General features: G+C 55.8%; 22 protein-coding genes and 1 tRNA gene. 12 read left to right on the forward strand and 11 right to left on the reverse strand.

Annotated features, from left to right (window positions below; translation table 11 throughout):
- The first annotated feature begins 86 nt into the window (after positions 1-86).
- From psbZ to SynBIOSU31_RS00425, 3 genes are all read left to right on the forward strand, one after another.
- Complete coding sequence (gene psbZ, locus SynBIOSU31_RS00415) at positions 87-275, forward strand: photosystem II reaction center protein PsbZ (protein ID WP_011932021.1); 189 nt, start codon at positions 87-89, stop codon at positions 273-275.
- A 77-nt stretch (positions 276-352) separates the two neighbouring features.
- Positions 353-835 carry a 6,7-dimethyl-8-ribityllumazine synthase gene (ribH, locus tag SynBIOSU31_RS00420; RefSeq protein WP_186491269.1) on the forward strand — a complete coding sequence of 161 codons (483 nt, stop codon included), beginning with the start codon at positions 353-355 and terminating at the stop codon, positions 833-835.
- Positions 836-908: 73 nt separating this feature from the next.
- Positions 909-980: transfer RNA gene (locus tag SynBIOSU31_RS00425), tRNA-Gly, on the forward strand.
- Between the two features lie 7 nt (positions 981-987).
- Here the strand turns inward: SynBIOSU31_RS00425 and SynBIOSU31_RS00430 are convergent.
- The gene (locus tag SynBIOSU31_RS00430) at positions 988-1,443 is read right to left on the reverse strand and encodes a GNAT family N-acetyltransferase (RefSeq protein ID WP_186492739.1); all 456 of its coding nucleotides are present in this window, start codon (positions 1,441-1,443) and stop codon (positions 988-990) included.
- A 97-nt stretch (positions 1,444-1,540) separates the two neighbouring features.
- Here SynBIOSU31_RS00430 and SynBIOSU31_RS00435 point away from each other — a divergent pair, with 97 nt between their 5' ends.
- From SynBIOSU31_RS00435 to SynBIOSU31_RS00445, 3 genes are read left to right on the forward strand one after another with little or no spacing between them, the layout of a single operon-like run.
- Positions 1,541-2,737: a glycosyltransferase family 4 protein gene (locus SynBIOSU31_RS00435; RefSeq protein WP_186491270.1), complete on the forward strand. Its 1,197-nt coding sequence runs from the start codon at positions 1,541-1,543 to the stop codon at positions 2,735-2,737.
- Positions 2,738-2,748: 11 nt separating this feature from the next.
- The gene (gene secA, locus SynBIOSU31_RS00440; RefSeq protein WP_186491271.1) at positions 2,749-5,604 is read left to right on the forward strand and encodes a preprotein translocase subunit SecA; all 2,856 of its coding nucleotides are present in this window, start codon (positions 2,749-2,751) and stop codon (positions 5,602-5,604) included.
- Positions 5,605-5,647: 43 nt separating this feature from the next.
- A complete protein-coding gene (locus tag SynBIOSU31_RS00445; RefSeq protein WP_186491272.1) occupies positions 5,648-6,994 on the forward strand; it encodes a sugar transferase in 1,347 nt (448 codons plus the stop codon).
- Here the strand turns inward: SynBIOSU31_RS00445 and SynBIOSU31_RS00450 are convergent.
- From SynBIOSU31_RS00450 to SynBIOSU31_RS00490, 9 genes are all read right to left on the reverse strand, one after another.
- A complete protein-coding gene (locus tag SynBIOSU31_RS00450; RefSeq protein ID WP_186491273.1) occupies positions 6,991-7,632 on the reverse strand; it encodes a hypothetical protein in 642 nt (213 codons plus the stop codon). The two genes, SynBIOSU31_RS00445 and SynBIOSU31_RS00450, sit on opposite strands and share 4 nt — an antisense overlap.
- Positions 7,633-7,882: 250 nt before the next feature.
- Entirely contained in the window at positions 7,883-9,166 is a 1,284-nt protein-coding gene (locus SynBIOSU31_RS00455; RefSeq protein ID WP_186491274.1) for a beta strand repeat-containing protein, read from the reverse strand.
- 244 nt (positions 9,167-9,410) lie between these two features.
- Positions 9,411-10,694 (reverse strand): beta strand repeat-containing protein, encoded by a 1,284-nt coding sequence (locus SynBIOSU31_RS00460; protein WP_186491275.1) that lies wholly within the window; start codon positions 10,692-10,694, stop codon positions 9,411-9,413.
- Positions 10,695-10,792: 98 nt separating this feature from the next.
- Positions 10,793-11,743, reverse strand: a complete 951-nt coding sequence (locus SynBIOSU31_RS00465; protein ID WP_441351416.1) for an HlyD family secretion protein — start codon at positions 11,741-11,743, stop codon at positions 10,793-10,795.
- A 286-nt stretch (positions 11,744-12,029) separates the two neighbouring features.
- Positions 12,030-14,978 carry a peptidase domain-containing ABC transporter gene (locus SynBIOSU31_RS00470; RefSeq protein ID WP_186491278.1) on the reverse strand — a complete coding sequence of 983 codons (2,949 nt, stop codon included), beginning with the start codon at positions 14,976-14,978 and terminating at the stop codon, positions 12,030-12,032.
- 23 nt (positions 14,979-15,001) lie between these two features.
- On the reverse strand, positions 15,002-15,712 hold the full coding sequence (locus tag SynBIOSU31_RS00475; protein WP_186491280.1) for a peptidylprolyl isomerase: 711 nt from the start codon (positions 15,710-15,712) through the stop codon (positions 15,002-15,004).
- A 19-nt stretch (positions 15,713-15,731) separates the two neighbouring features.
- Positions 15,732-17,096 carry an ABC transporter ATP-binding protein gene (locus tag SynBIOSU31_RS00480; protein WP_186491282.1) on the reverse strand — a complete coding sequence of 455 codons (1,365 nt, stop codon included), beginning with the start codon at positions 17,094-17,096 and terminating at the stop codon, positions 15,732-15,734.
- Positions 17,097-17,099: 3 nt separating this feature from the next.
- Positions 17,100-17,921 (reverse strand): ABC transporter permease, encoded by an 822-nt coding sequence (locus SynBIOSU31_RS00485; RefSeq protein WP_186491284.1) that lies wholly within the window; start codon positions 17,919-17,921, stop codon positions 17,100-17,102.
- Entirely contained in the window at positions 17,918-18,844 is a 927-nt protein-coding gene (locus tag SynBIOSU31_RS00490; RefSeq protein ID WP_186491286.1) for a hypothetical protein, read from the reverse strand. Before SynBIOSU31_RS00490 ends, SynBIOSU31_RS00485 begins: the two co-directional genes overlap by 4 nt.
- Positions 18,845-18,939: 95 nt before the next feature.
- On the opposite strand from SynBIOSU31_RS00490, the gene rfbA reads away from it, so the two are divergent.
- Genes rfbA through rfbD form a run of 3 tightly spaced genes read left to right on the forward strand, consistent with a single transcriptional unit; the run spans position 18,940 to position 21,291 of the window.
- Positions 18,940-19,842: a glucose-1-phosphate thymidylyltransferase RfbA gene (gene rfbA, locus SynBIOSU31_RS00495; protein WP_255477288.1), complete on the forward strand. Its 903-nt coding sequence runs from the start codon at positions 18,940-18,942 to the stop codon at positions 19,840-19,842.
- Positions 19,832-20,428 (forward strand): dTDP-4-dehydrorhamnose 3,5-epimerase, encoded by a 597-nt coding sequence (gene rfbC, locus SynBIOSU31_RS00500; RefSeq protein ID WP_186491288.1) that lies wholly within the window; start codon positions 19,832-19,834, stop codon positions 20,426-20,428. Before rfbA ends, rfbC begins: the two co-directional genes overlap by 11 nt.
- Positions 20,416-21,291: a dTDP-4-dehydrorhamnose reductase gene (rfbD, locus tag SynBIOSU31_RS00505; RefSeq protein ID WP_186491290.1), complete on the forward strand. Its 876-nt coding sequence runs from the start codon at positions 20,416-20,418 to the stop codon at positions 21,289-21,291. Before rfbC ends, rfbD begins: the two co-directional genes overlap by 13 nt.
- Positions 21,292-21,293: 2 nt before the next feature.
- Here rfbD and SynBIOSU31_RS00510 read toward each other — a convergent pair whose 3' ends face one another.
- Positions 21,294-22,544 (reverse strand): glycosyltransferase, encoded by a 1,251-nt coding sequence (locus SynBIOSU31_RS00510; protein ID WP_186491292.1) that lies wholly within the window; start codon positions 22,542-22,544, stop codon positions 21,294-21,296.
- 100 nt (positions 22,545-22,644) lie between these two features.
- On the opposite strand from SynBIOSU31_RS00510, the gene rfbB reads away from it, so the two are divergent.
- From rfbB to SynBIOSU31_RS00525, 3 genes are read left to right on the forward strand one after another with little or no spacing between them, the layout of a single operon-like run.
- Positions 22,645-23,760, forward strand: a complete 1,116-nt coding sequence (rfbB, locus tag SynBIOSU31_RS00515; protein ID WP_186491293.1) for a dTDP-glucose 4,6-dehydratase — start codon at positions 22,645-22,647, stop codon at positions 23,758-23,760.
- Positions 23,757-25,019, forward strand: coding sequence for a glycosyltransferase family 2 protein (locus SynBIOSU31_RS14635; protein WP_255477289.1), 1,263 nt, complete (start codon positions 23,757-23,759; stop codon positions 25,017-25,019). The genes rfbB and SynBIOSU31_RS14635 overlap by 4 nt, the downstream gene beginning before the upstream one ends.
- Positions 24,998-25,948 (forward strand): glycosyltransferase family 2 protein, encoded by a 951-nt coding sequence (locus SynBIOSU31_RS00525; protein WP_186491299.1) that lies wholly within the window; start codon positions 24,998-25,000, stop codon positions 25,946-25,948. Before SynBIOSU31_RS14635 ends, SynBIOSU31_RS00525 begins: the two co-directional genes overlap by 22 nt.
- The last annotated feature ends 212 nt before the right edge of the window (positions 25,949-26,160 follow it).

Genomic DNA, 26,160 nt, shown 5'->3' on the forward strand with positions numbered 1-26,160 from the left:
TGTGAAGCTTGATGCGACGACGACGGAGACGACTCTCCCCCACATGTGAGAATCCCCGTGAACGACCTGGCGTCGACCGATTCACCATGCAGATCCTTAACACCCTCACCGTTCTGGCACTGGTGGTGATGTCCTTTGCGTTGATCGTGGCTGTGCCCGTTCTTTACGCCTCGAATGAAGACAGCGGCCGCTCCAACCGCTTGATTTTGCTGGGTGGCATTGCCTGGGTGGCCTTGGTGCTGGTGAACTGGGGCATGAGCTTCTTCGTGGTCTGAAGCCAGGCCGGAGAGCATCTTTTTTTTCCAGTTCACGCCGGCCGAGTGTGAACATGGACTGAACGGATCAAGGCGTCATGGCCACCTTTGAAGGACGGTTCACCGATGTGCAGGGCTTGCGCATCGCCGTTGTTGTTGCTCGATTCAACGATCTAGTGACGGCCAAGTTGTTGAGCGGTTGCCTGGACTGTCTCGGACGCCATGGGATCGATACCAGTGCCGACAGCACTCAGCTCGATACGGCTTGGGTGCCGGGGTCTTTTGAGTTGCCCCTGGTGGCTCAGCAGCTGGCTCGTAGCGGTCGCTATCAGGTGGTGATCACTCTTGGGGCTGTGATTCGCGGCGACACCCCCCATTTCGATGTAGTGGTGGCTGAGGCCAGCAAGGGGATTGCCAGCGTGTCTCGAGACACAGGTGTGCCTGTGATCTTCGGTGTGCTCACAACCGACACCATGCAACAGGCGCTCGAGCGGGCAGGGATCAAGAGCAATTTGGGATGGAGCTATGCCCTGCAGGCCCTGGAAATGGGTTCCCTTGCGAAGGCATTGCCAGCGGCTTAAACGGTGGATTGACCAACGGCCCCTTCGTGGTGCATGCTGCCCGGGTCACCAGGTGATTTTCACCGGCTGTCCTGCGGATGTAGCTCAGTGGTAGAGCATCTCCTTGCCAAGGAGAGGGTCGAGAGTTCGAATCTCTTCATCCGCTTATCGAATCATTGTTTTCGGATCAGCAGCTGCTGAGAGGGAACAGTGTTGAACCCCGTTTGTTCATAAAACCCGTTGCTGTTGGTGGTCATCAGATACACCCGTTCCACGTCGCGCAGTTTTGGTGAAGCCAGCAGCGCTTCAACAACGCGCCGCCCAAGCCCACGACCCTGAAGGTCGCCAGCTACCACCACATCCCAGAGCACGGCCCTGTAGATCCCATCGCTGCTGGCTCGGCCGAAGCCCACCATGCGCTTGCCGCGCCAGAGGCTGACCACCACCTGGCTGCCTTTGAGCATTTCACGCAGTTGTTGACGGCTGCGCCCCTGGGCCCAGAAGGCGTGTTTATTCAGTAACAGCCGTAGTTTGAGCAGACCGCGCGTCGGGCGTAGGTTTGGCCCCATCCCCATCAGGCGCAGGCCTGGGGCTCCTGGTGCATGTTCAACCAGATGGATGCGGGCCATGGTCATTTGATGCAGGCCTCATCATCCGTCTCCCTGTGTCTTCACTTGCTGTGTGCAACAAAATTCAGGTGTTCCAAGGCTTTGAAGCACCGAGGTCATGACGTCAGTGCCTGGTGAACAGCGGCCTCATCCCATCCAACAGTTGTTGCGCGAGTGGCCACCGGGCTATGGCGGCGTGGAACGGGTGGCTCATGAGTTGGCGATGGTCTGGGGCGGGGCGGTCTGGAGCCTTGATGCGCAGGGCAGCAGCCTGCGCGAACAGGACGCCATCCCTGCCCGTTACCTGCGCAGGCGGCTGGCGCGGACTCCTGCACTGGGGCGTCTGGTCTTACCGCTGCCGTCGGCTGGCTTGTGGTCGTTGTTGCGCTCGCGCCAGCCTCTACATGGCCATCTGCCCTCCATCGGGGTGCTGTTGGTGTTGTTGCTCGCCCGTTTGCTCCGCCCTCAGCGTCGTGTCACGGCCCACTGGCACTTTTTTTTCGAACCGGCTTCAGGATTCAAGGGACGCTTTTTCGGCATCTACCAGTGGTTGGCGCTGAGGGTTGTGTCTTGGCTCTCCGGGGTACTCACCACCTCACCCTCACTGAAAGCGGAATTGGTGCGATGCGGTTGCCGGTCTGAACGGGTTGCGGTGCTGCCCTGCTGCCTCAGCCATGACCAGGAAGCTGCGGCCTTGGTGGCGACGCGTTCATCGCCCCAGACGCAAGCCAACCCTGAATTGCGGGTGCTGTTCATCGGCCGCCTTGGCAGCTACAAACGACTGGATTGGTTGTTGCAGGGCCTGGCGAGTGTTGAGAGCTCCTGGTCGCTAGATGTGGTCGGCGATGGGCCGCGGCGGGCAGACTTTGAGGCGCTTAGTGATCAGCTCACGGCATCGCGCCCCAATGGTGAGGTGCGATTCCATGGCCGCTTATCGGAGGCCGACAAATTGAGCCAGCTGCTGGCGGCGGATCTACTGGTCTTGCCCTCGGAGAGTTCCAATGAGGCGTTCGGCATCGTTCAGCTCGAGGCGATGGCTGCCGGTCTGCCTGCACTGGCCTTTCAGCGTTGGCGATCGGGCATGGGTTGGGTCTGTCAGTTGGCTGATCTCGACTGGTCGCAGACGCCAGAGGATTTGCCGTTGGTGCTTCAGAAGCTTGCTGATGATCCGGTTCTGCTGCGCCATCTCGGCGTGCAGGCACGCGTTCGCTACGAGCAGCTGTTCTGCCGGAACATCTGGCTGAATCAGCTCCAAAGCTGGAGCAACCCCATGACTTGTTCCCAGACCCCGGTAGGCTTTCGGGCTCGAGGGTAGTAGTCAACACCATGCTCAAGCTCCTGCTGGGTGACCCCAATGCCCGCAAGCTGAAGCGTTATCAGCCGATTGTTTCCGATATCAATCTGCTGGAGGAGGAGATTGCTCCGCTCACTGATGACGAACTACGCGCCAAAACGGTTGCGTTTCAAGAGCGTTTGGCTGAGGCGGGAAGCCTTGAGAATCAACGCCCCATCCTTGATGAGATCCTGCCCGAGGCCTTCGCCGTGGTGCGCGAAGCCGCCAAGCGGGTGCTGGGCATGCGCCATTTCGATGTGCAGTTGATTGGTGGGATGGTCCTGCACGAGGGCCAAATCGGTGAGATGAAAACCGGTGAGGGCAAAACGCTGGTGGCCACCTTGCCCAGCTATTTGAACGCTTTAACGGGCCGTGGCGTTCACGTGGTGACCGTGAATGATTATTTGGCCCGTCGCGATGCCGAATGGATGGGCCAGGTGCACCGTTTCCTGGGCCTTTCAGTGGGATTGATTCAGCAGGATATGGCTCCTGCAGAGCGCCGCATTAATTATGGCTGCGATATCACTTATGCCACCAATTCAGAGCTCGGTTTTGATTATCTGCGCGACAACATGGCGGCAGATATCGTTGAAGTTGTTCAACGCCAGTTTCAGTATTGCGTGATCGATGAGGTCGATTCAATTCTGATCGATGAAGCCCGTACGCCTCTGATTATTTCTGGTCAGGTAGAACGTCCACAGGAGAAATATCAGAAGGCTGCCGAGGTGGCGACCACCTTGGAGCGTGCAGCTGAAATGGGCAAAGACGGTATTGATCCAGAGGGCGATTACGAGGTGGATGAGAAGCAGCGCAGCTGCACACTCACCGATGAAGGCTTTGCCAAGGCCGAGCAGATGACGGGCGTGAATGATCTTTACGACCCTCAGGATCCCTGGGCTCACTACATCACCAATGCTCTCAAGGCCAAGGAACTGTTCACCCGTGATGTGAATTACATCGTTCGCGATGGTGAAGCCGTGATCGTGGATGAGTTCACCGGTCGGGTGATGCCCGGTCGCCGTTGGAGTGATGGACAACATCAGGCGATTGAAGCCAAGGAAGAGCTGCAGATCCAGCCTGAAACGCAGACTCTGGCGTCGATCACCTACCAGAATTTCTTCTTGCTCTATCCGCGCCTGGCAGGCATGACCGGTACGGCCAAGACCGAGGAAACCGAATTCGAGAAGACTTACAAGCTGGAAACCACGATCGTGCCCACCAACCGGGTGCGCGCTCGTCAGGACTGGGTGGATCAGGTCTACAAGACAGAAGAAGCCAAGTGGCGTGCGGTCGCCCTGGAGACTGCTGAGGTGCACCAGCAGGGACGGCCGGTGTTGGTGGGGACCACCAGCGTGGAAAAGAGCGAGTTGCTCAGCTCATTGCTGGCTGAACAGAACATCCCCCACAACCTGCTCAACGCCAAGCCGGAAAACGTGGAGCGGGAGGCTGAGATCGTGGCTCAGGCTGGCCGTTCAGGCGCCGTCACCATCGCCACCAACATGGCCGGCCGCGGTACCGACATTATTCTTGGAGGCAACAGTGATTACATGGCCCGCCTGAAGTTGCGGGAGGTGTTGCTGCCCCGTTTAGTTCGTCCGGAAGAGGGACATCGCCCGCCGGTGCCGCTGCAGCGCAGCACGGATGGTGGGGATGGTTTTGCGGCCAAGGCCGCTCCAGCTTCCGGGCCCCATGGCAGTGCACCCAGTGAAGCCAAAGCCATCGGCAGCCTCTATCCCTGTCAGCTCACTGACAGCACGGATCAGGCTCTAGCTGAGCTGGCCAGGGATCTGGTCAAAGAATGGGGCGACCGTGCTCTCACGGTGATCGAACTGGAAGATCGCATCGCGACGGCGGCTGAGAAGGCGCCCACAGACGATGCCCAGATTGCAGCTTTGCGTGCCGCCATCGCCATGGTGAAAGGCGAATACGACGAGGTGGTGAAGCAGGAGGAGGGCCGGGTCAGAGAGACCGGTGGCCTGCATGTGATAGGTACCGAGCGCCACGAGTCGCGCCGAGTGGACAACCAGTTGCGTGGGCGCGCCGGACGTCAGGGCGACCCTGGTTCGACCCGCTTCTTCCTGTCTCTAGGAGACAACCTGCTGCGCATCTTCGGTGGTGAGCGGGTGGCCGGGCTGATGAATGCATTCCGCGTTGAAGAAGACATGCCGATCGAATCCGGCATGCTCACCCGCTCTTTGGAGGGGGCCCAGAAAAAAGTGGAGACCTATTACTACGACATCCGTAAGCAGGTGTTCGAGTACGACGAGGTAATGAACAATCAGCGCAAGGCGGTTTACTCCGAGCGGCGTCGTGTAATCGATGGGCGTGAACTCAAGAAGCAGGTGGTCGGCTACGGCGAGCGCACCATGAACGAGATCGTGGAGGCCTATGTGAATCCAGACCTGCCCCCAGAGGAATGGGATGTGGCTCAGCTGGTGAGCAAGGTTCAGGAGTTTGTGTACCTGCTTGAGGATCTCAAGCCCGAGCAGTTGCAGGGGCTGTCGATGGAGGAGCTCAAAGCCTTCATGCAGGAACAACTGCGCAACGCTTATGACCTCAAGGAGGGGCAGATCGAACAGCAAAGGCCTGGCCTGATGCGCGAAGCCGAGCGTTTCTTCATCCTTCAGCAGATCGATACGCTCTGGCGTGAACATCTGCAAGCCATGGATGGCCTGCGCGAGTCGGTGGGTCTGCGCGGCTACGGACAGAAGGATCCCTTGATCGAATACAAGAACGAGGGCTACGACATGTTCCTGGACATGATGACCAACATGCGGCGCAACGTGATCTACTCGATGTTCATGTTCCAGCCCTCACCGCCTGAAACGCAGCGGAGCACTGTCGCCTGAGGTTTAGCTTGATGCAACGCAAGCCAAAGCCTCGCTGAACGGAATGCCTGATCACCGGTCGCTGTTGTTGCGTGCCTTGCTGTTGGACGGTGTCGGGCAGCTGCTGATCCTTTCTCTGGTTGTTCTGTCCCCAGCCCTGACTGGCTTACCAATAGGTGACGTCGCTCTGGTCAATCAGGGTGGCTGGCTGTTGTTCATGCTGTTGCTGTATCCAGCCCTGGGCTGGTTGTTTGGCAGCTACACGGTGTTGCGCTGGCGTCGCTTGCCAATGGTTGTGCTGCTGCAGCGTTTGTTGCTGACAGCGTTTGTAACCCTGATGGTGGTGGCTATTGCTCGCTGGTTGTTCAACCCAGGTGATGAGTTTTGGCTGGTGCATCGACGGGTTCAGCTGCTTTGGATGGCAGGCGTCAGCGTCTGGGCGTTCTCCGTGAGGCTTGCGCTGCGGCGCGGATTGTTGTCAGCCGAAGCTCGCTTGTTGCTTCTTGCCAAGCCTGAAGAAGTTAACTTGATCATGCGGGCTTGGAAACGGGTTCCAGGGCGCCAAAGGTTGAGATCGATCCAACCTCAGGCCTTGATGGAACTTATCCAGCACTCTCAAGAGCCGCTGCTTGTTTGCATCACACCGGCTTTGCGACAGACCCCTGAGCTGCGTCCGTTGTTGGATCGTTCTGAGGTCAGTGATCCCCGGCAGCTTCGGGTGGTGTCGGTGATCAGCTTGTTTGAACAGCAGCAAGAGCGTTTGCCCTCTGCATTCATTTCTGAAGAGGGTCTGTCTTACGACGACCTCCCTTGGGCTGCCACATTCAGCGTGCAAGCACAGCTCAAACGATTAGCAGATCTATTTGTGGCGGGAGCGTTGTTGTTGATCACCGCGCCGTTTGTGCTGGCGGCAGCCCTTTTGATTTGGCTTGATGATCGCGGCCCGATTGTTTATGCGCAGCAGCGCAGTGGCTGGCTGGGGAGACCATTTTGGGTGCTGAAGCTGCGCACCATGAGGGTGCAGCCCAGCGATGCGCCGGCAATTTGGACCACGCCAGGTGACCAGAGGATTACGGCAGTGGGTGGATTATTGAGGCGGTTTCGAATTGATGAATTACCGCAGCTGCTCAACGTGCTCAAGGGTGAGATGAGCTTGATCGGTCCAAGGCCTGAGCGCCCGGAACTTGAGCAGAACCTTGAGCAGCAAATTCCTCATTATCGAAAACGCCACTGGATGCGACCGGGGTTAAGTGGTTGGGCTCAAGTTTGTGCGCCCTATGCCAGCAGCGTGGAAGACTCTGATTTAAAACTCTCTTATGACCTTTATTACCTGCGACACTTCGGCACTTGGCTGGATCTGGTGATTTTGTTCCGTACGATTAAAACTGTTCTGAAAGCGGGAGGTCGCTAATTCAGCTTATTTAAATTACTGAGCTTTGCTTTAAATCGGGCTAATTGATTGATACTGCTTATGGATCCGTAGATTTTGTTTTCCCAGGATGACCAGGCGGGGTTGTTCTGATGAATTCGCTTTAAATCATTTCTCCCAAAATATTTTTCAATCTTATGGCTATAATTGTTAGTATTAACCGATGGAAATTTAAGAGGTTTGGTCCCTTGGGGCAATAAAGGTAGTACTAAGCGGTTGCTATCTTTTTCTAAATGTTCCAGTCGCACTACGCGACTGCAAGATGTGGCTTTAAAATAGTGAATCCAATAATCTGCAGCGACCCAAGTTCCTCCAAGACGTAGAGAATAGAACAAACCACTTTTTACTGGATCAAATGGAAGGGTTAGACCCATCTTTTTTGTTTTGTGGTGCCAATCGCTTAACAGCCAGCTGGCCAGTTGCCGTGTTGTGATAATGGTTTCTCTGGCTTCTTCATATTGAAGGCTATTCAAGCGATTTTCGATTGACTCGTGCTTTGTATCTGATTGATCTGGATCCACGGTGATAAGAGGAATGTCTAAATCTCTGAACAACCTTGCTGTGCTTGTACCACCGGTTTTTGGCAGGTGCAGCCAGATGAAGCGATCTGAAATCAGCATAAATTTTTCTTGAATTTAGTGAGTTTGCACATCAGATCAGTTGTGTTTCAGCCGTCTTTGAATTGGCTGCAATTTATAATTGTACTAAGACGCGTCATCGGAATGAAAGCCTTAAGCATTGGAACAATATAAAAATAGGATCTATTGCAAAGGCTTATCCTTGATTTCAGAAAGTACATCTATGCTCAAAATATTTTTAGCCAAAAAAAATCCCCTCCTGTTGGAGGGGATAAATATTTAAGAGAGCAGATCAGGCAATGAAATCCAAGATGTTGGATGCAGTGATTGTGCTTGCGTCAGAAATTCCTTTGAGCGTAGTCAAAGTATTGATCACCAAGCCAGCAGAAGCACCAAAGGTCCCATTGTCGGAAACCGTTGTCGTAGAGGCAGCGAGACCAATCGTGGTATCGACGTTGTTGTCGTAGATGACGAAGAAACCGTCATTTTCAGCAACAGCTCCATTAACTGTTAACTCCAGCGATCCACCAGCTTCCAGCGCATCAGCTGCAGTGCCTGCAGTGAATGCAGTGCTGGAGTCCAAGGTCAGGATGTTTCCAGTACCTGTAGTTCCCAAGTTATAGGTACTAGAAACTTTGGTGACTGAGGCTGAATCGCCTGCGGCAATAGAAGTCGTTGACAAACCTGCAGAAATAAGATCTCCTACATCGCCGCTTCCAGTAATAGTTGTCAGATCAGCAAGACTGAAGTTGCCGAATTGGTCTGCTTCGGCGACCGAGAAGTCTTTGATCGTTTTAGCAACGACGTCAGCGGAAGTGACGAGCTCCTTCAGCAAGAAGTCGTCTGTGCCTTCGCCACCTGACATTGAGTCAGTACCAGCACCACCACTGATCACGTCGGCTCCGCCGCCGCCAAGGATGGTGTCGGCGCCAGCGCCACCAGTGAGCTTGTCAGCACCTTTGTCGCCGTACATCCACTGACCAGAACTGCCGCCAGTGACCTTGATTGTGTCAGCTTCAGAACCGCCACGAACCGTGGCAGTCGCACCGGCATTCACATAAATCTTGTCTGCGCCAACTTGACCGTTTATGAAAGCTGCGGCGCCAACGTTGATACCGTCGGAGCTTATACCAAGGGTGTCATTTTCACTGCCACCAACCAGGGTGGATTTAGCTCCAAGTTGTCCACCATCAGAGGAAGTGGCGTAGAAAGAATCCTTTCCTTGGCCACCAGCGTAATAAGAGTCGGTTGATGCGCCAGAGATGACAAACTTATCTGCTCCGCCTTGACCACCAACGGTTATTTTGCTGTCAGTTTGAGCTGAAGTGAAGGTGTCAGCAGCATCGCCGAGTGTGATATTCAGCTTGGACGCAGCACCGGTTGTGATGGTGACGGTGTCAACTCCACCTCCCATGCCAACCGTGCCAGATGTTGCGCTTCCAGACAGAGTCAGATTATCGAGTCCTTCGTAAGAACTGACTGAAAGCTTTTTGGCAGCAGCGCTGGTGATTGAATCAGCGCTGGATGTGCCAGTGAGAGTGACGTTACCCGAAAGGGTTGTAGTTGTGTAAGCCAAGGTCTTCGCAGAAAGAGCTTTTCTTGGACATCCTAAGGGTTATTTTTATATAGAAAGAAAAGTATGTGGTTTTGAACAAACAGACGCGTCATCGGAATGAAAGCCTTAAGCATTGGAACAATATAAAAATAGGATCTATTGCAAAGGCTTATCCTTGATTTCAGAAAGTACATCTATACTCAAAATATTTTTAGCCAAAAAAAATCCCCTCCTGTTGGAGGGGATAAATATTTAAGAGAGCAGATCAGGCAATGAAATCCAAGATGTTGGATGCAGTGATTGTGCTTGCGTCAGAAATTCCTTTGAGCGTAGTCAAAGTATTGACCACCAAGCCAGTAGAAGCACCAAAGGTCCCATTGTCGGAAACCGTTGTCGTAGAGGCAGCGAGACCAATCGTGGTATCGACGTTGTTGTCGTAGATGACGAAGAAACCGTCATTTTCAGCAACAGCTCCATTAACTGTTAACTCCAGCGATCCACCAGCTTCCAGCGCATCAGCTGCAGTGGCTGCAGTGAATGCAGTGCTGGAGTCCAAGGTCAGGATGTTTCCAGTACCTGTAGTTCCCAAGTTATAGGCACTAGAAACTTTGGTGACTGAGGCTGAATCGCCTGCGGCAATAGAAGTCGTTGACAAACCTGCAGAAATAAGATCTCCTACATCGCCGCTTCCAGTAATAGTTGTCAGATCAGCAAGACTGAAGTTGCCGAATTGGTCTGCTTCGGCGACCGAGAAGTCTTTGATCGTTTTAGCAACGACGTCAGCGGAAGTGACGAGCTCCTTCAGCAAGAAGTCGTCTGTGCCTTCGCCACCTGACATTGAGTCAGTACCAGCACCACCACTGATCACGTCGGCTCCGCCGCCGCCAAGGATGGTGTCGGCGCCAGCGCCACCAGTGAGCTTGTCAGCACCTTTGTCGCCGTACATCCACTGACCAGAACTGCCGCCAGTGACCTTGATTGTGTCAGCTTCAGAACCGCCACGAACCGTGGCAGTCGCACCGGCATTCACATAAATCTTGTCTGCGCCAACTTGACCGTTTATGAAAGCTGCGGCGCCAACGTTGATACCGTCGGAGCTTATACCAAGGGTGTCATTTTCACTGCCACCAACCAGGGTGGATTTAGCTCCGAGTTGTCCACCATCAGAGGAAGTGGCGTAGAAAGAATCCTTTCCTTGGCCACCAGCGTAATAAGAGTCGGTTGATGCGCCAGAGATGACAAACTTATCTGCTCCGCCTTGACCACCAACGGTTATTTTGCTGTCAGTTTGAGCTGAAGTGAAGGTGTCAGCGGCATCGCCGAGAGTGATATTCAGCTTGGACGCAGCACCGGTTGTGATGGTGACGGTGTCAACTCCACCTCCCATGCCAACTGTGCCAGATGTTGCGCTTCCAGACAGAGTCAGATTATCGAGTCCTTCGTAAGAACTGACTGAAAGCTTTTTGGCAGCAGCGCTGGTGATTGAATCAGCGCTGGATGTGCCAGTGAGAGTGACGTTACCCGAAAGGGTTGTAGTTGTGTATGCCAAGGCCTTTCAAAGATAAGGGCTACCGGAAGATTTTATTTGCAAAAGCATTGTGTTGCAACTGATTTGGACACTTGGCCGAGTGTCTTGTCGCGAATCTCTCATAACTGTCGCAGTGAATCAACTTTATCTTGAAATGTGCCTAGAAGAAGCTGTAAATAACTGACCTTACGCAGTTTGATGTTGGAAGTGAGGCTCATGCCTACTTGAAGCGGCAGTTGTTCTCCGCCCTTAAGCTTTAGCTGTTGGCGATCAAGTTTGATGGTTGCCGGGTAGCGGTATTCAGGTCGATTGTCTTGTTGGCTGGGGGGTAGTGCGTCTGATCCGATGCTTTTCACTTCACCTTCAAGAACCCCGAAATCAGTTGCAGGAAAGGAGTCGATACTCATATCTGCATCCATACCCGGCTTGACGAAGCCGATCTGGCTGCTGGGGATTTCAACCCGTGCTTCCAGGGTGTCGTAAGGAACGATTTTCATCACGGTTTCTGTGCCCTGGGCCACATAGCCTTCACCCCTTGGTTTGAGATCAAATACGATTCCATCGACTGGTGATCTTAAGAGCTGGTAGCGAAGATTCACTGATGCTTCAGTGATCCGAGCCTGTAACTCTTGGAGCTCAGCCTTGAGTTGCTGGATTTGTTGACCCAACGATGCCTTCTGACGAAGTCTCTCCACTCGTGTTTGTCTCAGTCTTCCATCTGTTTCAGCAACCTTATTGAGTTGTTCAAGGTATTGGAGTTCGGCCGTCGCGCCTTGTTCTTTGAGCATTCCATAGCGACTCAACACTTCTTTCATCAGTTCGAGATTGCGCGTGAGCGTCCTGATTTCCTCGTCGTTTAGCAAGAGGGATTGCTTGAGTTCTGTTTGCTTGAGGTAAAGCTGGTTGGTCTTTAGTTTTTGGCTTTCCTTTAATGAATCAAGTTGTTGCTGGGTGGTTTCGGCGTCCAGTTTCATCACGACTTGACCTTTCTTGACCTCATCGCCGTCTTTGACCAGGATCTTTGAGGCGATTCCACCCACTGGCATCTGAATCTCCTGAACCGAACCCAAGGGCTCCAGCTTTCCGCTCACCGTGACCACTTCATCAGTTTTTGCAAGCGCTAGCCAACCCACAGCGAATGCGGCAGTTCCAACTAAGCCCCAGGTTGTCGCCCGCATCCAACGAGGCGACTGCTGAATCGCTTCTCCTTCGGTATCGCGTTCTTTAAAAAACCCCTCCACAGCATCCTGGGCCGATTTGATCGGGTTAAGGGATTGATTGGATTTGATCTTTTTTTGATCGGCCTCAGGGTTCTTTGGGGTTGGTTTACCGATTTGATTTTGAGATTTAATCATTTCAACCTGCCTCCTGCTGGCGCAACAGCGCGTAGTAACGCCCTTTGAGTGCCATCAGTTCATCGTGAGTGCCCTCTTCAACGATCGCGCCTTGGTGCATCATCACGATTTTGTCAGCGTTGCGAACGGTAGACAGGCGGTGGGTCACGAAAAAGACCGAGCACCCCTGAAGCGACTCACGCAAGTTCTGGCAGACCCTACGTTCGGTGTCGTAGTCGAGGGCACTGGTGGCCTCATCCATCACCAGCAACTTCGGATTGGCCAGCAGAGTTCGAGCAATCGCCAACCGTTGACGCTGTCCTCCAGAGATACTGGCTCCTCGCTCTCCCAGTTCGGTGCTGTAGCCCGATGACAGCTCCATGATGAATTCATGGGCGCAAGCAATCTGAGCAGCCTTGGCAATGTCTTCGCCGCTGGCATTGGGATCAGTGAGTGCAATGTTGGCGCTGACGCTGCCAGAGAACAGCAGCGGATCCTGAGGCACGATGCCGATCTGCCTGCGCAGGGAATACAGCTCCACTTTGTCGATGTCGTATCCGTCGATAAGAATCCGGCCTTCTTCCGGCGAATAAAGGCGAGGCAGCAGTTTCATCAATGTGCTTTTACCGCTACCGCTCTGGCCCACCACACCAACAAATGTTCCCGTAGGGATGTCGAGATTGATGTTTTTGAGCACTTGAGGTTTGCCAGCGCCGAAACGGAATTGAAGATCTTCAAATGTCACCCTTCCACTGATCGGAGGCAGTGGGATCTTGCCTTGATCGAGTTCGGTGGATTCAACAGGAGTGTCCACAATGTCGGCGAGGCGTTCAAAGCTCACGCGTAGCTCCTGAATGCGCTGCCAGATCGTTGAAAGGCGCAGCAATGGCTGGGTTACGTAACCACTGATGATTCGGAACGCGATCAGCTGACCCAGCGTCAGTTGACCATCTAAAACAAGGCTGGCTCCCACCCAGAGCACCATCAATTGAGACAGCTTCTGAAGCACCTGGCCGGTTTGGCTCAGGGCCGTGCCTGTGATGGTTTTTTCGTAGGTGCGATCGATGTACTTCGAATAGCGCTCTTGCCACTTCCAGCGGCTCACCATTTCCACGTTCTGGGCTTTCACGGTTTGGATGCCGGTGAGCACTTCTACGAGGTGAGATTGAGTTCGAGCGTTTTCCTCAGCCGATTGGCGGAACTGCCTGCGGAACAGGGGAGCACCAATCAATGTGATGGCGACTTGTATCGGCACCACAATCAGCGCGATCAAGGTGAGCACCCAGCTGTAGAGGGCCATCACGGCGATGTAGATCACCGAGAAAGCCGCATCAATAACGGTTGTGAGTGCTTCACCAGTGAGGAAGTTGCGAATTTTCTCCAGCTCAGCAATTCGAGTTCCCAATTCACCCACCGGGCGGCGATCGAAATAACCCACCGGCAGGCGCAATAGATGGTCGATCACCTCGGCACCGAGGCGCATGTCGATCCGGTTGGTGGTGTCCGCAAACATGAAGGTGCGCAGGCTGCCCAGCAGGCCTTCAAAAATGGTTACTGCCACCAGAGCGATCCCCAGAACCTGCAGGGTGTCGAGGCTGCGCTGGGCAATCACTTTGTCGATGATCACCTGGATCAGTAGGGGATTCGCCAGAGTGAACAACTGGACCACAAAGGATGAACCCAGCACCAGCAAAAGGGTGGAGCGGTAGCGCTGAATGGCTGGCAAGAACCAGCCGAAGTTGAACTTGGCGTTGGGTGTGGCGCTGGTGCGATCCACCAGGATCACTTCGAAGCCTTCAGGAGCAGCTTCAGCTACCACTTCAGGGCTGAGTTCCAGCCAGCCGAGGCGGGGGTGAGCCATCAGCAGACCGTTGGCATCGCTGCGCACCACAACGCCGAAGCCATCACTCCAGTTGATCAAGCAGGGCACATTCATGCGGGTGCACAGTGACGCCGGCACTTTCGCGCCAGAGGCGTGTAGCCCCATTCCCGCCACGAGTTGGCCCATCATCGGCAAACTCGGTTGTTTGCCTCTTCGGAGTGATTCGCGAATGGTTTTTTCCAACGCGTCGCGCCGGAACGGCAGGGCCATGATCTGTGCGAGCATTCGAAAACAGGCCATGCTTTCTCGCAATGGTCCTTCGCCTCGAATCAAAGAAACGGAGTCGCGAGGATCTTTGCCGCTGAGATCCAGGCTGGATCGAGCTTGCAATTGAGCGAGCGGGTTGTCTTCGACCTCCTTGCTGGCCGTGTCCTCGGGTTCGGAAGAGTTGTCCTCGCTGCGGCCGGCCAAAATCTGATCCACTATTAGCCGAGGCAGCGTCAGCAGTCGCAGGTTGAACTGGCCCTGACTGATCGGAAGTTCGTTTTGAGGATCAAGGCTGCTGTTCAGCTCTGCCGCTGTATTGGCACTACCTACAAACAGCTGATCATCAGGATCTAGGCTGTTGAGCGCCTCGTTTGAGCCGGCTAAGGCCCGAGCTTTCGGTAGAACGTGCCGAAGAATATCAAGGAGTCCGTAAGGCGAGCGTTCACTTTGATCGACCAACGTTTCAACCAGCTTGGCCAGCTCAGCTGGGAAGACGGTGGTGTCGCACCAAGTGCGGAAGCTGGCGTTGTTGCTGTAAATCTCTGCAATCAGCTCATCGGGCAAGGCCAATGCTTCTAGGGCTGTTGAAGCGCTCACTTCTTCGCAGCCCTCAGCCCGCAAGAGGGAGGGCAGACCCACAAGGTTGCCCGGTCCAAGTAGCGCCAGGGTGTTGAGCTGGCCGTTGTGCTGACCCAGCAAGCGAGCTTTACCGTTCAGAATCAGCAGCACGCGGTCTGAAACGATGCCATTGCTACTGAGGGCGTGGCCGATCCCGAATCGCACAACGCTGCCTTTTTCGCTGAGGCGCTCGATCGTTGCTTCAGAGCATCCCTCAAACGCAGGAATTTGCTGAAGAGCGTTGGTGATTGCGGAAACGGTCATGCAGCTGCGTTTCCGCTAGCCAATCAAAGTCGAGCCAGCATACAGAGAACTTCTTCATTGATCCACTCCTGGAACAATTCCATGGTCATCTGTTGTGCCGTTGCTTCGTCGAAGCGGGCTGCCTCATAGCGCTCCAGCCGTGCCACTAACCACCACTGCTCGATGTTGAAAGGTTCCAGCAGCTGGCCTGGTTGGCTTGTCCGCAGCCGTTCACTGAGAGCAGGATGCGACTGTCGCATCGGTACCGGCCCCACAATCCCCTTGGTTTTGGCTTCTGGACCCTGGCTGTGCTCAGCAGCTAAGTCAGCGAAGTTGGCTTCTGATCCTGCGATGCGTAGATAGAGCTCCCGTGCCAGGAAACCGTCGTTGACGCGCAGAAGGCTGTACACCACGCGATCCAGCTGCTCTTTGCGGGCCAGAAAGCGTGCTTCGGCTTTGTGCTGAAAGTGCTCCTGGCTGTAACGGCGCACGCGCTCGGGCAACTCCAGTTGCCAATGCAGATCATCGGCTGATAAGCCTCGCGTTTTCAGGTGTTGGATTAGTTCAACGTCATTATTGATGGCCTGCTTGCTGAGATAACCGCTCCAGAGCTGTTCGCATTCGTCCGGCGACAAAGCAATCGATTCCACCGCCGTCGCGGTCACGTCGGCGCGGATCAGAGCTCCCAGGAGGTTGTGCCGACGCAAAAGAGCCGTCGCATCCGTGGAAAGATCGTGAATGGAGGGCTCGCTCATCCGGCTGGAAATCCGATCATTAATCTATGGCGCGGTTTTGCTCGCTCAATGCTGTGTGGATCAACTCTGGTGTGTTGCTGGTCAGATCCACCAGTCCGAATCCGAAGCTGGTGTTGCGTGGCAGCAAAATTCGTACAGCGCATCCATCCACGATGCGATGCAAATATATTTTTTCCGGGCAGTTCCACGCTCCAGCATTGAGGAAATACAGCCCAGGTTGCAGGCAACCATCGAATTTGAAGCGACAGGAAAAGCTCGCACCAGCGCTTAGCGGGGGAAGGCTCTTGCCCAGTTCAGGGAAGCGCTGGCCAGTGATCAACTGTCCGGATTTGTCGGTGATGCTGCAGGCCAGCTCCACATTCTCCACCGCTTCATCAGCGCGGTAGCTGAGGGCCACGCAGAACCCCTCTCCCTGGTGCAGCACGTTGCAGCGTTTGCCCTCGTGATCGAGGACCTGCATGGCCTCGATCCGAAGCCCCCTGCTGGGATAGGCCATCCTGCTTTCCGGCTTCAAGTTCGGGTCGTAGCCGCTGCCGTCTGCATCCAGCTTTGCCCCAGGCTTTGCTTCACGGGCGGGGTCAGGACGATCTTCGTTGGCTTCGAGTTGTTTGAAAAGGGCTTCTGCCTGAGTACGCCAGCCTTCTTCGCTGCTGTTGTTGAGGCGTTGATAAATCGTGGTGATGCTTTTGGGGCGACCGATGAACTCCAGTTGCCCGCGGTTGAGCAGCATGGCCTGGTCACAGTGCTGCAGGATCTGTCCGCAGTTGTGGGTCACCAGCAGGATGGAGGTTCCTTTGGCTTTGAGTGCTTGAAGATGCTTGAAGCATTTGCGTTGGAAGAATTCATCGCCAACGGCCAGTGCTTCATCCACCACGAGCACGTCGGGCTCAATGTTGGCCTGAACCGCAAACGCCAGCCGCAGGGCCATGCCGCTGGAGTAAGTCTTCACGGGCTGGTTCACGAAGTCGCCGATGTCGGCGAAGGCGAGAATCGAATCCAGATTCGAGTCGGTCTCCTCCTTGCTGAGACCCAGCAGAGCAGCATTTAAATAGACGTTTTCCAGTCCGGTGAACTCGGGATTGAAACCGCTGCCCAGTTCCAGCAACGCCGCCACACGCCCTTCGATCGTCACCGAGCCGCTGGTGGGGGTGAGCGTTCCGCAGAGCAGTTGCAGCAGGGTGCTCTTGCCGGATCCGTTACGGCCCACCATGCCCATGGTCTGGCCTGCTTCCAGCTCAAAGCTCACATCGTTGAGTGCCCAGAAGGGTTCATAAAATGTGCGTGTTCCTCTCCACAGCCCTTGTGCCAGGCGGGCTCTTGGTGAAGAGAACACCCGATAGCACTTGCTGAGCTTGTCAGCCTGAATCGTGATTGGGTCAGCCATGGTTCACATCACATCAGCGAAACCACGCCGTGCTTTCTGAAACATCCTGAAGCAGAGTTCACACATCACAACGCTGATCGGCAAGCCCAGGCAGAGATAAAGCGCGGATGGACCCTGCCCGCTGACCAGCACAGCACGGGTCTGTTCGATTACGAGAACCAGCGGATTGAGGCTCAACACCGGTTGCCAGCGCTCCGGTAGTGCTGACACTGGATAAAAGATGGCGCTTAAAAACATCAACACGCTCAGGCCCACATTCACCAGCTGAGGCAAGTCGCGCAGATAGACCCCAAGTGCTGACAGCAACCAGCACAAGGCCAAGCACCCCAACACCAGTGGCAACCAAACCAGCGGAAGCCAGAAAGCCGTTAAGGGGATCGATCCCTGCACAATCAGTTCGAACAGACCGAGCACCACCAGGCTCGTGCAGGCATGGAACGCAGCTGCACCCACAGCAACGGCACTCAGCAGCTCAAGGGGAAAGATCACTTTTTTGACGTAGCTCGGCTGGCTCAACACCAGAGTGGGCGCCCTGCTGATGCATTCGGCAAACAGGCTGTACACAATCAGCCCGGCGAACAGGTTGATGGCGAAACCGATCGGACCTGCTTCTTGGAGGTCGGGCCAGCGTGCTTTGAACACCGTGGAGAACACAAAGGTGTAGACCGCCAACATCAGCAGCGGGTTAAGCAGGGTCCAGCTCCAACCCAGCAGTGATCCTCTATAGCGAGACGCGATTTCACGCTCGGTCAGCCTCCAGAGAATGCTGGGGTTGCGGGTCAGGGCGGCGTAGGCCTGCAGCGATCGCTGGATTGAGAAGCTCATGATTCCTTCAGCTCTTGGTCAGCTGTCTGCTGTTGGGCGACAGGCAGGTCTTGGTGGGACCAAGAGTTCAGATAGCTGCGGAAGTTGGGATGGCCGTGTTCGAGCTGCAGAAACTTCCAATGCTCCAAACTTGGCTTCATGACTGGATAGCGGTGCAGCACCGTCAGGGTGGCCGCGGTCTCCAGTGGCCCCACAAACCCTTCCCGAGGCAACTCCTTTTGGCTGAGTTCTTCGGCCTGCTGAGCACTCACCACGAAACAGCCGGAATGGGGGTTGCTGGTGAGATCAAAGTGCACTTCTTCTTGCCCGCGATAGAGGCCTTGGGCGGCATCGCGCTGGGGTTGCATGAAACGCCCGATGAACTGTGGTGAGAGGGGGCCGTCCACCAGCAACTGGTTGATCGCTCCCTGATGTACTGGTTCGTAGCGATGGGGCATCAGGCAGAAACGGTGTTCGGTTTTGTCCAAAAACCAGCGCTGTTTGTCGAAGAAGGCGGGATCGTGGATCACCAGATCGTCTTCCAGATACATCATCAGGTCGGCATCGGAAGCATTGTTGATCAGGTGATCCCGACAGGCCAGCGGCAGCTGACGGGGATCATCAGTTTGCAGCTCAACTCTTTGAATCCGCTGTCCAAAAAGATCGAGCACATTATTCAGCTGGTGCTCACCGTCGCTGCAGACGCTGATGTTGAGTTCGAGCGATGGTTGGTTGGCTGGAAAGTGGTCAATGCGTTTGTGCTGAATGTTGAGCACGGTCATCTCCGCTTGACGCTGCAGGCCCAGAAGGCCATGCAGGCAGCGACTCAGAGCCAGTGAGCGTTGAAACTGCGAGCCGACTCGCAGTGATCCGTAGCCATCGGGATTGGCTGAAGCATCCTTCTCTTCCCTGGCGTAATGCGGAATGCAAACGTGAACGCGCATGAATCTTGCGTAAGGCAGAACTCGCGTTCCTCTTGGTCAGATTACCCGTGGCGTCTGGGCTGGGGCATTTGTAGTCCCATGCGAGCATCAGCCCAGTGCCGATCAGATGTGTGCAGCAGCGCAAGGGAATCATTCTCGCAGGTGGCAGCGGAACTCGCCTGCACCCCATCACGCTGGCGGTGAGTAAGCAGCTGCTGCCGGTTTTTGACAAACCGATGATCTACTACCCGCTCAGCACCTTGATGCTGGCGGGGATTCGCGAGGTGCTGATCATCACCACACCCCATGACCGCGATGCGTTTGAGCGACTCCTGGGGAATGGTCACTCCTGGGGAATGGAGATCATCTACGCCGTTCAGCCCAGCCCCGATGGCCTTGCCCAAGCGTTTCTGATCGGAGCAGAGTTTCTGGCCGGTGCTCCTGCAGCCCTGGTATTGGGCGACAACCTGTTCCATGGCGGTGAGCTGATACCTCAGTTTTTGCAAAGCGGCCAGTCCAACCAAGGAGCCACGGTTTTTGCCTATCCAGTGCGTGATCCCGAGCGCTACGGCGTGGTGGAATTCGCCTCCGATGGCCGAGTGATCAGTATTGAAGAGAAGCCAGAGCGCCCGAAGTCGCGCTACGCCGTTACCGGTCTTTATTTCTATGACGACTCCGTGGTTGAGCGTGCCCGGGAGGTGAAGCCGTCGGCTCGCGGCGAACTGGAGATCACGGATCTCAACCGTCAGTACCTGGAGGAAGGGGAGTTGCAGGTGCAGCTGATGGGTCGCGGCATGGCATGGCTGGATACGGGGACTTGTGATTCCTTGCAGGAGGCTGGCAGTTACATCCGCACTCTTGAGCATCGCCAGAGTCTCAAGGTGGGTTGCCCTGAAGAGGTGGCCTGGAGGCAGGGCTGGATCAGCGACGAACAGCTGCACAAGCTCGCAACACCGCTGCGCAAGAGTGGCTATGGCGATTACCTGCTCCAACTGATGGAGTACCCAGATGCAGGCTGAACGGCTCACCACCTCTTTCGGGTCGACCCTCAACGGACCGTTGTTGATCACTCCGCGGGTGTTTGGAGATGACCGTGGGTTTTTCTTTGAGAGTTGGAATCAGGCGGCCTTTGCAAAAGCCCTGGAGGCGGATAGCCAGCCGGTGCCTGCGTTTGTTCAGGACAACCATTCTCGCTCCAGCGTTGGCGTTCTGCGCGGCCTGCATTACCAGTTGCCGCCCCATCCCCAGGGCAAGCTTGTCCGCTGCGCGCTGGGCGAAATCTTTGATGTGGCAGTTGATCTGCGCCGCAGTTCGGCAACGTTCGGTCAGTGGGTGGGCGCTCGCCTGACGGCCGCCAACCATCAGCAGCTGTGGGTGCCAGCAGGGTTCGGCCATGGCTTCCTCACCCTCAGTAATCATGCTGAGGTGCTTTACAAGACCACAGATTTTTGGAGCCGGGAGTGTGAGCAGGCGGTGCGTTGGGATGATCCCGATCTGGCCATTGCTTGGCCTGCTTTTGAGGGTGCTGTTGCGGCCAGCTCCCCATTGCTGTCTGAGAAAGATGCGGAAGCACCCTTGTTGAAGGATCAGCCATGCGTGTTCTGATCACCGGTGCGGCTGGCCAGCTGGGCCAGGAACTGCAGCACACTTGCCCAGCGCCCGTGGAGTTGCTGGCCTTTGGCCGCGAGCAGCTTGATCTGGCTGATCCCGCTGCTTGTCGTGCGGCTGTAGAGAAGTATCAGCCGGATTGGCTGATCAATGCTGGGGCTTACACAGCAGTGGATCGCGCCGAAACTGAGCCGGAGCTGGCCGAGCTTGTGAATGCCCAAGCGCCTGGAGCCTTTGCTGCTGCGCTGCAGCAGACCGGCGGCTGCTTGCTGCAGGTGAGCACCGATTTTGTCTTCAATGGAGAGCAGGGTCATCCTTATCGGCTTGATCAGCCATGCGACCCCATTGGGGTGTATGGCCGCACCAAGGCGGCTGGCGAGCAGGCCGCTGTTGAGGGGTTAGCTCCAGAGCGATTGGCGATCCTGCGCACCAGCTGGGTGTATGGCCCCGTCGGGCGAAATTTTTTGCTCACGATTCTGCGGTTGCATGCGATCAAGGCCGAAGCCGGTGATCCCCTGCGGGTCGTGGCGGATCAGGTGGGCTGCCCCACCAGCACAACCACCCTTGCCCAGGCCTGCTGGTCGATGATTGAACACGCTGCCCATGGCATGCATCACTGCAGTGACTCTGGAGCTGCCAGTTGGTACGACTTTGCAGTGGCCATCGGTGAACTTGGCGTTGCCGCAGGTCGGCTGAGCTCGGCTGCTTGTGTTGAGCCGATTACCACTGCTGAGTACCCCACACCTGCTCAACGGCCGGGCTACTCGCTGCTGGATTGCAGTGCTACACGATCGTTGCTGGGTTTACCAGCCAGCCATTGGCGGGCTGCACTGGCCGAGGTGATGGCCCGCATCCCCTGAATTCAGTGGCCAAGTGCCCTTGATGCCACGAGATCGATCAGGTTGAGCTGGCGCGGCAGACAGCGTTCCAGGCTGTAGTGCTCAATGGCATCGAGATGAGCCTGATGACCCAGTTTTTTAGCGAGGCTGCGATCTCTCAGCAGCCGGTCGACCTGCTCAGCAATCGCTTGTGGATTGAAAAAGTCCACCAGCAGACCGTTGTGCTCGTGATCAAGCACCTCCATCACCGGTTCTGTTGCTGAGCCCACGATGGCGCAGCCGCTGCTCATCGCTTCCAGCAAACTCCAGCTCAGCACGAACGGATACGTGAGATACACGTGGGCCTTGCTCAGTTGCAGCAAGGTGAGAAAGGGTTCGTAGTTGATGCGGCCCACGAAGTGCACCCGTGAGGGGTCGTATTCACCTTCGATTTCTGCGAGAAAGCGGTCGCACCATTCGCCGTCCTCGCAAGCTTTTCCGTAGCTGACGCCTTTTCGCTCACCAACCACCACAATCTGGGCGTCAGGTTGCAGTTCCTGAATCTTGGGGATGGCCCGAATGAAGGAGTGACAACCGCGGTAGGGCTCGATATGGCGGTTCACAAATGTGACCAGTTTGTCAGCGTTGGTCAGAGTGAGTTTGTCGTTAATTTCAAGCGATAATGTGCTGGGTTTTTTGGCGGGTCGGGCCTCATTAGAAATACCATCGTGAATCACTGAAAAGCGATGGTGAAAACGCGCTGGATAGGAGCTTTTTTGGAACGCTGTTGGTGTAATGTTCCAAGTGGCATGATCAAGATTCAGTAACGTATTGGCATTCTTCATATGAATCCGCCCTGAATTATTCCAGTCGTTGTCGTCGGGCTGCAACTCTGGGTCAAACGCACAATCAAATCCGTTCACGTTGTAGCAAAACTCTTGATACATTAAGAGTGGAACGCCGGGCCAAATGTAGGGAAGGAATAGCAATTCTCCCCAGCCAGGATGACCACAGATGATGTCTGGTTTGAACCCCTTTCGCTTGAGTTCGGCGCACAGTTCTGCGCAAGCTTCGGCCCGGATGGCTTTAGTTTCTGTATCAAGGACTAATGGGTGAATGTCTGCACCATTTCCGCGCTTGGGTTGATAAATGTAATGGTGATAACCCTTCACTTTGGCAATACTGCTTTCATTCATGCTGACTGAAACAACGGTATTGCCGCTTTGCCTTAAAAGTTGATAGCAGATGTGCACATACTGGCCGGGAAAGTTCTGATGAACGAAGAGGATATTCATGCCTGTCTCAGTCGGATAAAGATGATGTTGTCAGTTGCCCGAAGCCTGAAGGGTCCTGGTTCTGACTCTGGATTAATGTCAAACAGATTAATTTTCGATCATGACTGAGATTCTGTTGCCCCCTGGCACACGCGTGCTGGTGACAGGTGGTGCGGGATTCATCGGCAGCTGCGTAGTCAGGCGTTTGCTCAGCTGGCCTGGGGTTGCGGTGATCACGCTCGACAAGATCGGTTACGCGAGTGATCTCACCAGTATTGATCGGGTGGTGGAAGGTCTTGGCTCTTCGGAGGCCAAAAGGCATCAGTTGTTGAAAATTGATCTAGCCGACGCCGCTGCAACGGATCAGGCCATTCGGCAAGCGGACCCCGATCTGGTGATGCACTTGGCGGCTGAAAGCCATGTGGATCGTTCAATCGATGGCCCTGGTGCCTTCATTGAGAGCAACGTCACCGGCACCTTCAATCTGCTCCAGGCTGTTCGTCGCCATTGGCAGGAGCTGCCCAAAGAGCGCCAGAAGTGTTTTCGTTTTCATCACATCAGCACCGATGAGGTGTTCGGTTCCCTCGGCGATTCAGGCCGTTTTTCCGAAACCACCGCCTACGACCCCCGCAGTCCCTATTCCGCCAGCAAGGCGGCAAGCGATCACCTGGTCAGCGCCTGGCATCACACCTTCGGCTTGCCTGTTGTGCTCACCAATTGCTCGAACAACTACGGGCCCTGGCAGTTTCCGGAAAAACTGATCCCAGTGGTGATTCTCAAGGCGGTGGCCGGTGAACCCATCCCCCTCTATGGCGACGGCGCCAACGTGCGCGATTGGTTGTATGTGGAAGACCATGTGGAGGCCCTATTGCTTGCCGCCACCCGTGGCCGCCTGGGAGAGAGCTACTGCGTGGGTGGTGCCGGTGATCATGGCTCGGCCAGTGAGCGCACCAATCGCGACGTGGTGGAAACGATCTGCTCCCTGATGGATCAGCTGCGGCCTGATGGTGCGCCCCATGCCCGCCTGATTACACGTGTGGGCGATCGCCCCGGTCACGACAGGCGCTATGCCATTGACGCCTCCAAGATCTCCAGAGACTTGGGCTGGCAGCCTCGCCATAGTTTTGAGCAGGGCCTTGAAGCCACCGTGCGCTGGTATCTCGATCACCTGTTCTGGTGTGACAAGGTGCGTGAGCGGGCCGGCTACGGCGGTGAGCGCATCGGTACCCAGGGATGAACCGGTCTTGGTCACTGATCTGGCTCAGTGTTGGGCTGGATTTGTTCGGGGTTTTCTTGAGTGCCCTGTTAGCAGCGGCTCTGCGCGGTCACAATCCTGCGCTGGTGTTGCAGGGGGATGGTCTTGTGTTTGGGCTTGGCTTTCTGCTGCTGGCATGGTTTTTAGGGGGGTATTCCTTCCTGCGCTGGCCATGGATGCCCTACCGGCAGCTGTTACAGCGCTGGCTTGTGGTGGTGGGCAGTGCCCTTGCCTTGGCTGTGCTTGTGGGTTGGCTGTTGAATGCTGCGCCTGCGGCGGTGTGGTTTCAGCGCAGCACGCTGCTCATCCTTGGCTTGATTCTGGTGGCCTGGGGATCTTTGACGCGGTTTTGGCTGCATCCCTTGGCGAGGCAACAGGCATCTGGAAGGTTGACTCGCTCATCGGTGTTTCGGCGTCGATCTTCTTTGGAGATTGCCCAAGACGAGACGGCTGACCCGCCAAGGCGGCAACTGTTGCTGCTGTTTGTGGCGTATCACCCTTCGCCATTGGAGGTGAAGCAGCTGCAGGCCTGCCTGAACGAGCTGTCGCCGCAGGTGGGCTACGCAGTGGTGGTGAATGACCACCATCCAGGTGAGCCGGTGGATCAACTGCAGGCCGGAGCTGATTGTTTTCTCACCAATCGCGATAACCCTGGCTATGGGCGGGCTGTGAATCGCTTGGTGGTGCGGCTCGGCCAGCTCGCCCCGTACATCGGGGTTCTCAATACGGATCTCTCCTGGCAGGCGGGCACCTTTGAGCTGCTTGTTGGCTGGTTGCAGCAGCACCCGCAGGTGAGCCTGGCGGTCCCGCAGATCCTTGATGAAGCTGGCACCCCCCAGCAGCTTTGTAAGCAGCACCCAACCGTGCTGGGTCTGTTCAGTCGCCGTTTTCTACCGGGATGGCTCAAGCCCAACTGGCTGAAGCGTTATGACCGCTGGTACGTGATGGCGGATCAGAACTACCAGGAGGTGTTTGAAGCGCCCTATCTCAGCGGTTGTTGCATGTTGATCCGCAGTGAAGCCTTCAGCCGTGCAGGCGGCTTTGATGAGCGTTATTTCCTCTATCTCGAGGATGCCGACATCACCCGCAGCCTCGCTCGCGATGGTCAGTGTGTGCACTTGCCGGTCGCCGGCGTGGTGCATGGCTGGGGTCGTGGCAACTACAGCAACCTGGGCCTGATGGCCGTGAATCTCACCAGTGCCTGGCATTACTTCCGTAAGTGGGGCTGGGCGCTCTGGTGATTGAGGTTGTTCTTCCCACTTACAACGGTGCTGCCTATCTCAGGCAACAGATCGCCTCGATCGATCAGCAGACGCTTCGTCCCCAGCGGCTGCTGTTGCGCGACGACGGCTCCAGCGATGGCACTGCGGAGTTGCTCGCTTGCCTCAAGCGTGAGTACGGCGATTGGCTGGAGCTGCTGCCAGCGGACGGCAACCTTGGCTGCACTGCCAATGTGAACAGGCTGCTGGAAGCCACAAAAGCTGCTTATGTGGCGCTTGCCGATCAGGACGACGTTTGGCTGCCTCACAAATTGGAAGCCTCCCTGGCCCTGTTGCAGCAGTTGGAGCGGAGCCGAGGAGATAAGACACCTCTCTTGGTGCACAGCGATCTGGAGTTGGTCGACGGCGAAGGGGCGTCGCTTGGAAGCACTTATCTGCAACGTCAGCGACTGGATCCGTTGCGCACCGCACCGGAGCATCTGGTGCTTACCAATGTGGTGACCGGTTGCACCGTGCTGCTCAATCGTGCACTGCTGAAAAAGGCTTTGCCGATACCTGCGGAGGCCCTGATGCACGACTGGTGGCTGGCTCTGGTGGCCAGTCGTATCGGTGAGATTGGCTTGCTTCCCGAGCCAACGGTGCGGTATCGCCAGCACGGCACCAATGTGCTGGGAGCTCAGGGTCTTGGTCTGAGCTATTGGATGCAAAGGCTGCGGAATTTGTTTGCTGACCCCTCTGCGGGCGGGCATACCCGGGCTGCCTTGCGACAGGCGGAGTTGTTTGAACAGCGTTATGGCCAGCCACTGTCAGCCTTGCCGGCTTTGTTGCAGCTGCCGCGCAGGCGTCGATGGTGGGCTTTGCTGAAGCTTTCATCCGAGCAACGTCCGAGCAAACATGGTCCTTTGCGGACGCTGGGGTTATACGGTCTCCTGGCTTGGCTACCACGATGAAATTCCGCAACCTGATCAGTCGATTGCGCACGTCGTCTCAGGTGTTCCGCGCCGATCCAGGAGCGTTGATGCGGGTGCCCCGCTTTCTATGGCGTGCCCTGCGTGAAGGGCCTGCTGTTAGTGCCGCACGTCTGCGGGAGTTAAGCGACCCTTCACGCTTTGCGCCCGGTTATCAAAGCTGGCTTCAGGAATTTCATGTTCCATCACAGCAG

Origin of the sequence: Synechococcus sp. BIOS-U3-1, assembly GCF_014279975.1 — a bacterium.
Classification (GTDB): Bacteria; Cyanobacteriota; Cyanobacteriia; order PCC-6307; family Cyanobiaceae; genus Synechococcus_C.